The organism is Sphingobacteriales bacterium (assembly GCA_016711285.1).
Lineage (GTDB): Bacteria > Bacteroidota > Bacteroidia > Chitinophagales > UBA2359 > JADJTG01.
Genome location: JADJTG010000016.1, coordinates 180,124 through 190,320, shown reverse-complemented (window position 1 = coordinate 190,320; position 10,197 = coordinate 180,124). Strand labels below are relative to the sequence as shown.

The window sequence follows — 10,197 nt, the reverse complement described above, 5'->3', positions numbered from 1 at the left end:
TGAATAATTTGCGCGGCGGTAAAATTTTGCACTGGATGGATATTGCTACTGCCATTGCTGCCGGTAAGCACGCCGAAGCCATTGTAGTAACCGTATCTGTGGATCAGGTGAGTTTTCATAATCCCATAAAATTAGGCGATGTGGTGGTAATAGAAGCCAAAGTAACGCGCGCTTTTAATACCTCCGTAGAAGTATATGTAACGGTAAATGCAGAAAATCTACCTTCCAAAACCAAATACTTCTGCAACGATGCCTATTATACTTTTGTAGCTTTGGACAGCAACGGCAAACCGCGCTCCATTGAGTCGGTACTCCCTCATAGCGAGGAAGAATTGCAGCAATACGACAAAGCACTCAAACGCCGCGAACTGCGCCTTATCATCGCCGGACGATGCAAGCCAAAGATTCACAATCCCTGAAAGATATATTTTCCTGATATTTTCTTCATTTACAATATTTTAATTATATCAAACATAAAAAAATAAATACAAAATCAATCTCATGAGTGATTCAAAAATCAGCATATCGCGCGGCAAACTAAAAGTGCCCAATAATCCGATTATTCCTTATATTGAAGGAGATGGTATTGGTGTTGATATTTGGCCCGCCGCACAAAAAGTATTTGATGCTGCCGTAGAAAAAGCCTACAAAGGCAAACGCAAAGTGGAATGGCGCGAAGTACTCGCCGGAGAAAAAGCTTTCAACAAAACCGGAAGCTGGCTGCCACAAGAGACCCTCGATACTATTCGGGAATATTTGGTTGCCATCAAAGGTCCTCTTACCACACCGGTGGGCGGCGGTATCCGTTCTTTGAACGTAGCATTGCGTCAGGAGCTCGATTTATACGCTTGCGTGCGCCCCGTAAAATACTACAGAGGTACGCCATCACCTGCCCGCGAACCTGAAAAAGTGGATATGGTGATTTTTCGCGAAAATACCGAAGATATTTATAGCGGCATTGAGTATATGGAAGGAACACCCGAAGCTAAAAAATTGCTCGAATTTTTGCAAAATGAATTGGGTGTTAAAAAAATCCGTTTTCCGAAAACCTCTTCTTTCGGTATCAAACCCGTATCGCGCGAAGGCTCGGAGCGTTTGATACGCAGTGCCATTGAATATACCCTCGCACACAAAGCCTACAAATCGGTAAGTTTGGTACATAAAGGCAACATTATGAAATTTACCGAAGGAGCTTTCAAAAACTGGGGCTACGAACTCGCCGAGCGCGAATTTGGCGATAAAGTGTTCACTTGGGCACAATACGACCGCATCGCTGCCGAAAAAGGTCAAGATGCTGCCAACAAAGCACAGAAAGAAGCCGAAGCTGCCGGAAAATTGATTATCAAAGACGTAATCGCCGACAACTTCCTGCAACAAATCCAACTGCGCCCCGCCGAGTACGATGTCATTGCTACGCTCAACCTCAACGGCGACTATATTTCTGATGCCCTCGCTGCTATGGTGGGTGGTATTGGTATTGCGCCCGGAGCTAATATCAACTACAAAACCGGCCACGCTGTGTTTGAAGCCACACACGGCACTGCTCCCAAATACGCCGGACAAGACAAAGTAAATCCGAGTTCGGTGATTTTGTCGGGTGTGATGATGTTTGAGTATATGGCTTGGGAAAAAGCCGCCGTGATGATAGAAAAAGGTTTGGCAAAAGCTATCCGCACCAAACGTGTTACTTACGATTTTGCGCGTGCGATGAAAGGAGCTACCGAACTCAAATGCTCTCAGTTTGCAGACGAAATCATCAAAAATATGTAAAAAAAACAGCACCTTACAGCCATTCCGAAAGGCTCTGTGCTGAAAAATATATAAAAAAAACCTTGTCTGTTCTTTTTCAGGCAAGGTTTTTTTATTGTACAATAAATCAGAGAGAGAAAAAAGAATTACTTTAAAGTCATTAATTATGAACGTAATTTTAAAATGAACATTCTTGTACTTAATAATAAAAGTTTTTGGATAAATCTTCAATAAAAAAATGTTCATTGCGCCCGCGCGATTAAGTGCTAACGCATATTTACTTACTATTTGTTTAATTGAAAACTAAAGAATTTAACTAACTGAAAATCAATATTTTGATATTAAAATTTTGATTAAAAATAATATAAAATAGATAGGTTCAACTACTTATGTTTATATAAAATAATTTAGAGTAAATTATTAAAAGCCATCACTTTTGCATTTATTTTTGTAAGGAAGATATTGTTAAATTAAAAAGTTTCAAAATGAAAAAAGCAGTATTATTGATACTCATGGGTTTAACCTGTATTTTGACAACTTCAAAAGCACAAAACCTTTATTTTCCTCCTTTGAGCAATACGGCTGACTGGGATACCATTGCTCCGGCTGCTTTGGGCTGGTGCTTAAATGAAATAGATACTTTGTATGATTATTTGGAGCAGCAGGACACCAAAGGTTTTATCGTATTGAAAGACGGGAAAATAGTGTTGGAAAAATACTTCGGAACTTTTACAAAAGATAGTTTGTGGTATTGGGCATCTGCCGGCAAAACCATTACTGCATTTTTGGTGGGCAAAGCACAGGAAGAAAATTATTTATCCCTCACCGATACTACATCAACTCATTTGGGTGTCGGCTGGACAAATAGCACAGCCACTCAGGAGCATAAAATTAAAATCAGCCACCAACTAACGATGACTACCGATACACAAACAAAACTTAAAACACCGACAGGAATGACCGGAGTTTGGGTTGCTGTTGATTATGACAATGTGTTTTTTAGTAGAGCAAGAAGTATGGCTCGCTTTGGCTTGTTGATGCAAAACAACTGCATTTGGAATACAGATACTTTGCTGCGCGATACAGCCTATATCAACCAAATGACTCATACTTCACAAAATCTGAATAAGTCTTATGGCTATTTATGGTGGCTCAATGGCAAATCTTCTTATATGCTTCCGACCTCTCAAATAGTTTTTCAGGGTTCGTATGCACCTGCTGCTCCCGATGATATGTTTGCGGGACTTGGAAAAAACGGACAAATTTTGAGCATTTCAAGAAGTTTGGGCTTAGTGGTTGTCAGAATGGGCAATAAAGCAGAAAGTAGTGAAGTGCCGACACAACTATGTAATAGTATTTGGCAAAAACTAAATGCCGTAATGTGTAATTCCACCGATATTGAAGAAATAAACCCCCAATCAACGACTATTGCAGTATTTCCAAATCCCGCCGAAACAGCACTGAATATTGTTCTGCCTTCAGATGAAAACACTCAAATTGAAATTGCAAATTCAAGGGGTCAAACCGTTATTAAAGCCCAAAACAAATCCTCCGTTGATATTTCTAACCTGCCCGATGGCTTATATTTTATAAAAATAAGACAAGGGCAACATCATTTCGCTCAAAAATTTATTAAACAATAGTCCTCCAAAAGCGAGACTTAGCACGCTATATTTTCACCGACAAAGCTGCTGTTATTCTGAAATTATTATAAGGCGATGTTTGATTTTGAAAAAAAACTCTTTGTTCGGAATGGTAATGTTTCAACTCGGTGCGGAATAGTACATTTTCAAAAATCTGATAATCGTAGTTGATAGAAGCTCCTAATATTTGCGCTCCATTTTCGGTAGAAGAAATAATAACACCATCAGAGTCATTAAAATACTCTGCACGCGCCGCTATTTTGTGTTTTTCTTTTATTTGATAGCTACCAATCACCACCGGTGTACTCCAAGTTACTGTTTGTTTGGGGTTTTTATAAAAATCCTGCCCCATATCAAAGCCCAATGTAAGCCGCAAATCGGCAGACATTTGCAGGTGTGCATATAAATTATGGTAAAATCGCTGCGATACGCCGTAGTTGCTTTCTCCGATAAAATTGCTGTAATTCAAAGTAATATTCGGCTTTGGTGAGTAGGTAATTTGCATACCCCAAGCCGGTTTTTGTACATCATCGTATTTTTGCACCTGCTGCCAGCCGTTGAGCAACAGCAGGGCGGCGTAAAGTTGTTGATTGTCGGACGTATAACTTAATTTAACCCCTGTTTCAAAATAGGGCGAATTTTCGGCAACAAGGCTGCGTGTCAGGGTGGCACAATCGGCGGCAACGGCACTCTCAAAGCCTATATGCGAGGGCATAATACCGGCATCAAGCCACCAATTATTCTGTTTGGATAATTGAATACCTACATTGGCTTCATATACAAATTGTGCCCAAGTTGGCTCGGCACTCAAATTATATTGCGCATAATTGCCCACCATCATCGCCAAATTACTTCTTATATGTGCTTTTGACAGCGATGCCTTTATATACGCCAAATTAATATTGACTTCATTGTGTCGTTTATGGTTGTATATAAAAGCATCTTGTTCGTGGTTGTAGGGCTTGTCAAAATTGTAGCAATAATACATTTCGGTATATGCGCTCCAAGTAATGTTTTTTAATGTATCCGTTTGTGCAAATGCGAATTGCGGTATCCATAAAAAAGCCACAGCAGCAGCTATAAATTTGATCATAAACTAAAAGGTTGAGATTATAAAAAATTATGAATAAAGATTGTAGCAAATGTAATCATTTAGCTAAAAAGGCAGCCATCATTTTTTAATAATATTCAGTAAAGATGTTTGTTGATATAAAAAAAACGGTTTATTTTTGAAAAACCGCATATTATTGCATCGCCTTTTTATTTTTTGAAAAAAAGAAGAATGAAAAAAAAAGTTGTAGCTATTATTCCGGCGCGTTATCAGTCGAGCCGCTTTCCGGGCAAACCCCTGATTGACATCGGCGGGCAAAGCATGATTAGCCGCGTGTATCGGCAAGCCAAACGCTCCCCTTTGTTGGCGGAGGTCGTGGTGGCTACCGACGATGTGCGTATTTTGGAGCATTTGCAAGCCGAAAACTGCAAAGCTGTAATGACCGGCGAGCATATTTCGGGTACCAATCGCTGTGCGGAGGCATTGAGCCTGCTGAACGACGAATACGATATGGTGGTGAATATTCAGGGTGATGAGCCTTTTTTCCAAGTGCCGCAAATAGCGGAAATTCTTGCTGCCTTTGACGATGAAAACACCGCCGCGTCTATAGCCACTTTAATCAGACCTCGCCAAAATCCGGCAGACTGGCACTCGCCGCATGTGGTAAAAGCACTCGTAGGCACTATGGGCAACGCGCTCTATTTCAGCCGCCGCCCTCTGCCTTATGTGGTAGCCAATGGAGGCACTGCACCTGTAGAAAATGCAGGTTTTTATCAGCATATCGGCATTTACGCTTTCAAAACGGAGGTGCTGCGCCAAGTGGTACAATTAGCCCCCGCGCCCTTGTCGCAAGCCGAGTCGCTGGAGCAACTCACCTGGCTCGAAAACGGCTATCCCATTAAGTGCTGCATCACCCACTACGATAATATCGCCATTGATACGCCCGAAGATTTGTTAAAAATCCGCCATTTATTGTAAAATACCGCGCTCTGAAAAGAAAAAAACGCGATAAGATGCCAAAAAGAGTGGGAGAGGAGCAGCATCTGTCGCAAAATAGTATATCTTTGTAAGTACCTGTTGATAAAAACATACCACTTACAAAACACTGAAATCACACAGCCGTTTTTTGGAGGAAATACGGTGATGATGTAGCTTGTATTTTTGTGAGGGACTTTTGTTGTTGCCGATAGGCAAATATTTGTTCTTTACCACTTTTTTACACTATTATGAAAAATAGAATTTTAGAGCTTGATGCTTTGAGGGGCATCGTGGCTTTGCTCATTGTTGCCTTTCATTTTATGATGTTCCGACCCGAAATATCCGCCGACTGGGGTATGCTGACGGTGTGTGTGGATATATTATTTATGGTGAGCGGTTTTGTGATTAGTATGACCGTACACCGCTCGCGCAGCTGGAAAGATTTTGTATGGAATCGTTTTAGCAAATTATATCCGGCTTATTGGGTGTCGGTTACATTTACCACTGTTTTAATTATTTACAAAAGTGTAGCCAAAGCCGAGCCGCATCTGGTACAGCAAATAGGCATACGCTATTGGGCAAATATGACGATGCTGCAATATTATTTCAACATACCTTCTATTGACGACCCCTATTGGACTTTGATTATTGAGTTGAATTTTTATCTATTGATGGGTTTGATGCAAGGGTTGTTGCCTTCAAAAGTGGCGCGAGTTGTGCCTTTTATATTGCTGATATGCAGTTTTTTGTATGCCTTTGATGGCGTAGCACACCATCATTTTTTGCGACATATTCCGCAATGGTTTCCCTTGCTTCATTATTTCCCCCTTTTTTTGGCGGGTATTATCCTGTATCGTATTCAATTTGAAGGGGGCGGCACTTGGCAGCGTTGGTTCTGGTTGGCAAGCACCTATTTTTGTCAGGGAATGATGTTTGAAAATTGCTATCGCAATACGATGTTTTTGAGCAATGCTCAATATTGGGTGGCATTGGGCGCAGCTTATGGGCTGCTGATACTTTTTGTAAGGCAGCATTTGAAATTTATTGTAATGCCGGCTACCCTGTGGGCAGGAAAAATTTCGTATAGTTTATACCTCAGTCATCAGTTTTTGGGCATTTCGCTGCTCATTCCGGGTATGATGAAATATTTGCATTTGAATTTTTGGACGGCGGCAGGCATTTCATTTGCAATAGCTTTGGCAGTGGGGTATCTCATCAATATTTGCGTAGAAACACCTTTTTTACAAAAATTAAGACGTATATACTACCTCAAAGCAAGCCTGTCAAAGCCTCATTAAAACAACAACAGACAAGATAAAGCATCGTGTATCATCATTTCGCTGCTTATCTTTATGCGCAAAAAAAATACATGTCAGCCTCCACCGCACTTTTGATAGAGCCGCATTACGCACCGAATTGCGATTTTTTAGCTTTGCTCCTGTCGCATCAGGAAATTTATTTTTCGCTCAACGACCCTTTTTGTAAAGCCACTTACCGCAATCGTTGCCATATAGCCGCCGCCAATGGGCTGCAAGTATTGAGTATTCCTTTGGAAGGCGGCAGAAATCAACGCTGCCGCTACTGCGATGTGCGCATCAGCTACGATAGCCCTTGGCAAAAACAACAGTGGCAAGCCTTGCGCAGTGCCTATGGTAGTTCGCCTTTTTTTATGCACTACGATACCCGAATACAGCCTTTTTACGAAAAGCGTTTTACTTTTCTGACCGATTTTAATATAGAACTGCTGAATACGCTGTGCCAAGCGATGAAATTACCGCTGCGCTGGCAATTGTGGCAAAATGAAACCCCTGCCGCCGCCGTCCTTGCCGATTATCGCAATCGCATTGTGCCACGCGACGGCAGCGACAATTTGCCACAACTCCCTTTGCAAACAATTACTTATCCGCAGGTTTTCTCTTATAAAAGACCCTTTGAACCGCATTTGAGCAGCTACGATTTATTGTTCAATGTGGGCAATAGAGCAGCAGATATTTTACAAAAAATGCAAACGGGGAATTGGGGGTAAAATAAATATGGTTTAGTATAACTGTCTGATTATTAATCTATTGATAGTGTTTTATTAAATTTGCTAATAAGACAATCGCAAAATAAATGTTGTTTTTTTTCTGATAAATTCACTACTTCAAAAATAATTGTCGTACCTTGCGAGCCGATAGTAACTAAATTCCTAACTAAACAGATAAGCCTGTGCGCGGATATTCTTACTTAGCTTGCTTGCTTTTTTCGGTAGTTGTTTTTATGGCATTGGGTATTTCGACCACTCAAGAGGAGGGTTTCAGCTATGCCGCCTATACCGAACCCCACGCTTTAAAAAACAGCATTGAAGTTTTTGGCATTAACTCTGATAAATATAGTGTTCATTACGATATTATACAACCCAATCAAGTATTGGGCGAAATTTTAGGTAATTGTAATATAAATACTGCTATGGTGCACGAAATAGCGGTCAGGAATGTGACGGCTTTGACGTGCGCAACTTAAAGGCGGGGCACGGTTATACAGTTTTATGCGATGCTGACCAAAAAGCACAATATTTTATTTACGAAAGCGACCCTACCATGTATGTAATGCTCGATTTTACGGGCGGTACGGGTACGGTAGATGTGAAAAAACGCCAGATAGAACGTAAAATAAAAACAGCTTCGGGTGTAATCAACAGTTCTTTGTATCTAACCTTAGAGCAAAATAAGATATCGCCGAAAATTGCCGTGAAATTGGCGCAGGTATATGCGTGGTCGGTGGACTTCTTCCACTTACAAAAAGGCGATTATTTTAAAATTTTATACGAAGAAATTTATGCCGATGGCAAATTGGTAGGCGTGGGCGAAATTAAATCGGCGGTATTTAATCAAAACAGCGAAGATAATTATGCCATTTATTTTGAAAAAGATGATACACGCGGCTACTACGATGAAAAAAACAACTTACTCCAAAGATCTTTCCTTCGTGCTCCGGTAGAATATGGTCGTATCTCTTCGCGCTACAACCGCAGCCGTTTTCATCCGGTACTCAAAACAGTGCGCGCACACTTGGGCACTGATTTTGCGGCTCCTTACGGCACACCTATCATCAGCACCGCTGATGGTACGGTTCAGAAAGTAGGCTACACGAGCGGCAACGGAAATTTTGTAAAAATCAAACACGACCAAACTTACGAAACGCAATATCTTCACATGTCAAAATTTGCCAAAGGTGTAAAAATTGGTACGCATATAAAACAAGGACAAGTGATAGGATATGTGGGCAGCACCGGCTTGGCTACAGGTCCGCATGTGTGCTATCGTTTTTGGAAAAACGGCACACAGGTAGATCCTCTGCGCGAAAAATTCAGCGTGAGCAAGCCGATAGACAAAAAAATGTTGCCTTACTATGCCGTGCATCGTGATTCGATGGTAGCATTGCTCCGTGATATTCAGTTGCCGAGTGAGGAAACAGTACAGGTGGCAACCATTGCGAGCCAAACAGACAGCCATTAATTTTATATAAAAACAAAAAACAATTTGTTGCGTGCTCCGTTGCGCAACTGAAAAATAAAGTGCAAAAGCCTTCCCATTTGTTTGGGAAGGCTTTTGTTGATAATAGACCCTGCTAAAAAAATATTCTATTTTTTTTCAAGGATATTCAATGTATCTTTGCCATTGATTTATTTCATTTTTTATCCTTTTTCTAAAAAAAGCAGCTATGCAACTCAGCAATCGCGCCAAGAGAGTATCGAACAAAGAGATGAGTTTTGCCGAAAGAATATATTTACCGGCTATTGCTTCGGGCTTGGGCATTACCATTAAACACTTTTTTCAGAAAAAAGCCACTATTCAATACCCCGAACAGCAACGGGCGATGAGTCAGGTATATCGGGGTTTGCATGTACTCAAACGCGACGAAGCGGGGCGCGAGCGTTGTACGGCGTGCGGCTTATGCGCTTTGGCGTGTCCGGCGGAGGCTATCACGATGGAGGCGGCAGAGCGCAAAAAAGGAGAAGAACATTTATATCGCGAAGAGAAATACGCTGCTGTGTATGAAATCAATATGTTGCGCTGTATTTTTTGTGGTTTGTGCGAAGAAGCCTGCCCCAAACAAGCTATTTTTCTGCAAAATGATGTTATTGCACCTTCTTTTTATGGCAGAGATGAGGTGATATACGGCAAAGAAGAATTAGTAGAGCCTGTAAAAAAATAAACCGCGCTATCTTATTTTATCCGCATTTTTTATGTCACAATCCTTATTTTATTTCTTTTCATTTGTGGCGTTGCTCAGTGCCCTGATGGTGGTATTTTCGCGCAATGCTGTATATAGTGTTTTGTACTTGATATTGGTATTTGTCAGTTTGAGTGGGCATTATTTTTTGCTCAATGCTCAATTTTTGGCAATCGTGAATATTATCGTATATGCGGGGGCAATTATGGTGTTGTTTCTGTTTACGGTGATGTTTTTGAACCTGCGCGAAGACAATGAAAGGAAACTGCCCGCTTTGTTTTTGTGGGGTGGTCTGCTTTCGGGGGGGGCTTTGTTGGTGCTGATGATGTTGTCCTTGTTGGATACGCCGCTGTATCAAGATGTGAGCGCACCCTCCCAAATCGGTTTGGTGGAGAACTTGGGAAAAGTATTGTATAAAGATTATTTAATACCTTTTGAATTGGCATCGGTGCTATTTTTGTCGGCAATGGTGGGGGCGGTGCTGTTGGGTAAAAACGAAAAAGGCGAACGACAGTTTTAAGCTAAAAAATATATTATTTTCTTTGAGTTTTAATATTGCTT

At 41.0% G+C, this 10,197-nt stretch carries 11 protein-coding genes; 10 read left to right on the top strand and 1 reads right to left on the bottom strand.

Going from position 1 to position 10,197, the window contains the following annotated elements:
• The 3 genes from IPL35_15975 to IPL35_15965 form a co-directional block, all read left to right on the top strand.
• Window positions 1-419: acyl-CoA thioesterase (locus tag IPL35_15975; protein MBK8444804.1), on the top strand; the 419-nt coding region annotated here is incomplete at its 5' end.
• Between the two features lie 82 nt (window positions 420-501).
• Window positions 502-1,770, top strand: a complete 1,269-nt coding sequence (gene icd / locus IPL35_15970; GenBank protein ID MBK8444803.1) for an NADP-dependent isocitrate dehydrogenase — start codon at window positions 502-504, stop codon at window positions 1,768-1,770.
• A 548-nt stretch (window positions 1,771-2,318) separates the two neighbouring features.
• Complete coding sequence (locus tag IPL35_15965; protein MBK8444802.1) at window positions 2,319-3,392, top strand: T9SS type A sorting domain-containing protein; 1,074 nt, start codon at window positions 2,319-2,321, stop codon at window positions 3,390-3,392.
• 25 nt (window positions 3,393-3,417) lie between these two features.
• Here IPL35_15965 and IPL35_15960 read toward each other — a convergent pair whose 3' ends face one another.
• On the bottom strand, window positions 3,418-4,485 hold the full coding sequence (locus IPL35_15960) for a porin (protein MBK8444801.1): 1,068 nt from the start codon (window positions 4,483-4,485) through the stop codon (window positions 3,418-3,420).
• Window positions 4,486-4,674: 189 nt separating this feature from the next.
• On the opposite strand from IPL35_15960, the gene kdsB reads away from it, so the two are divergent.
• From kdsB to IPL35_15925, 7 genes are all read left to right on the top strand, one after another.
• Window positions 4,675-5,421 carry a 3-deoxy-manno-octulosonate cytidylyltransferase gene (gene kdsB, locus IPL35_15955; protein MBK8444800.1) on the top strand — a complete coding sequence of 249 codons (747 nt, stop codon included), beginning with the start codon at window positions 4,675-4,677 and terminating at the stop codon, window positions 5,419-5,421.
• Window positions 5,422-5,669: 248 nt separating this feature from the next.
• Entirely contained in the window at window positions 5,670-6,719 is a 1,050-nt protein-coding gene (locus IPL35_15950; GenBank protein ID MBK8444799.1) for an acyltransferase, read from the top strand.
• A 71-nt stretch (window positions 6,720-6,790) separates the two neighbouring features.
• Window positions 6,791-7,447, top strand: coding sequence for a WbqC family protein (locus IPL35_15945; GenBank protein ID MBK8444798.1), 657 nt, complete (start codon window positions 6,791-6,793; stop codon window positions 7,445-7,447).
• A gap of 182 nt (window positions 7,448-7,629) precedes the next feature.
• Window positions 7,630-7,923, top strand: a complete 294-nt coding sequence (locus IPL35_15940; protein MBK8444797.1) for a hypothetical protein — start codon at window positions 7,630-7,632, stop codon at window positions 7,921-7,923.
• On the top strand, window positions 7,911-8,918 hold the full coding sequence (locus IPL35_15935) for a peptidoglycan DD-metalloendopeptidase family protein (protein ID MBK8444796.1): 1,008 nt from the start codon (window positions 7,911-7,913) through the stop codon (window positions 8,916-8,918). The genes IPL35_15940 and IPL35_15935 overlap by 13 nt, the downstream gene beginning before the upstream one ends.
• A gap of 205 nt (window positions 8,919-9,123) precedes the next feature.
• On the top strand, window positions 9,124-9,618 hold the full coding sequence (locus tag IPL35_15930) for an NADH-quinone oxidoreductase subunit I (GenBank protein ID MBK8444795.1): 495 nt from the start codon (window positions 9,124-9,126) through the stop codon (window positions 9,616-9,618).
• A gap of 31 nt (window positions 9,619-9,649) precedes the next feature.
• Window positions 9,650-10,156: an NADH-quinone oxidoreductase subunit J gene (locus IPL35_15925; protein MBK8444794.1), complete on the top strand. Its 507-nt coding sequence runs from the start codon at window positions 9,650-9,652 to the stop codon at window positions 10,154-10,156.
• The last annotated feature ends 41 nt before the right edge of the window (window positions 10,157-10,197 follow it).

What these genes read in the sequence shown, in the direction of transcription:
- IPL35_15960 (MBK8444801.1), bottom strand. Translation starts at nt 4,485, where the DNA reads ATGATCAAATTTATAGCTGCTGCTGTGGCTTTTTTATGGATACCGCAA.
- IPL35_15925 (MBK8444794.1), top strand. Translation starts at nt 9,650, where the DNA reads ATGTCACAATCCTTATTTTATTTCTTTTCATTTGTGGCGTTGCTCAGT.
- IPL35_15930 (MBK8444795.1), top strand. Translation starts at nt 9,124, where the DNA reads ATGCAACTCAGCAATCGCGCCAAGAGAGTATCGAACAAAGAGATGAGT.
- IPL35_15950 (MBK8444799.1), top strand. Translation starts at nt 5,670, where the DNA reads ATGAAAAATAGAATTTTAGAGCTTGATGCTTTGAGGGGCATCGTGGCT.
- kdsB (MBK8444800.1), top strand. Translation starts at nt 4,675, where the DNA reads ATGAAAAAAAAAGTTGTAGCTATTATTCCGGCGCGTTATCAGTCGAGC.
- icd (MBK8444803.1), top strand. Translation starts at nt 502, where the DNA reads ATGAGTGATTCAAAAATCAGCATATCGCGCGGCAAACTAAAAGTGCCC.
- IPL35_15945 (MBK8444798.1), top strand. Translation starts at nt 6,791, where the DNA reads ATGTCAGCCTCCACCGCACTTTTGATAGAGCCGCATTACGCACCGAAT.